General features: G+C 40.9%; 1 protein-coding gene. It reads right to left on the bottom strand.

Annotation, left to right across the window (positions count from 1 at the left end; genetic code table 11):
* Positions 1-417: hypothetical protein (locus EII41_RS13765; RefSeq protein WP_148091773.1), on the bottom strand; the 417-nt coding region annotated here is incomplete at its 3' end.
* Positions 418-536 lie beyond the last annotated feature (119 nt).

Below are 536 nucleotides of genomic sequence, written 5' to 3'. Positions count from 1 at the left end.
TTGATTGTCGAGGGTGACGTCGATGGAGGCGGGCGCATCGCTGCCTTGGTATTGCAGGACACCGTAGTAGTTGACGTCAATTAATACATAGTATTCTTTTCCATCCTTATGGTAATTAAACGATACACTTCCTGCTTCACTAACGGTGATGGTATTGCCCGAGGCTACCCCTCCATTTACGCCTGAAGGATTACTTCCATTCGGAAAATTGATGGTAAATATAGCCCCGTTTTTTACAATAATTCGACTGAGTACATTAACCGGAGCCGTAATATCGTTGGAGTATAATTGACTGACGTCAACCGAACCACCGTTAATGCTTACTTCAGTCCCGTATGTAGCTGCTTTAAGGGGTTGACAGAAGGCGAGGGCTATGGCAAGTATGGCCCATAAAGAAAATCGTTTTTTTAGAGACATGATTGTTTAATTGTTAATTGTTAATTGTTATTCAGCATTCAGATACCACAAGTTGCACAAGTTATGACAAGTTGCACTAATTTAATTGTCAGTTGTCAATGGTTATTCTTTACTACTCT

The sequence above is a fragment of the Tannerella forsythia genome, from assembly GCF_003860135.1.
Lineage (GTDB): Bacteria > Bacteroidota > Bacteroidia > Bacteroidales > Tannerellaceae > Tannerella > Tannerella forsythia_A.
Note: the sequence above shows the minus strand (reverse complement) of the source record. Positions and strands in the feature narration are given on the sequence as shown.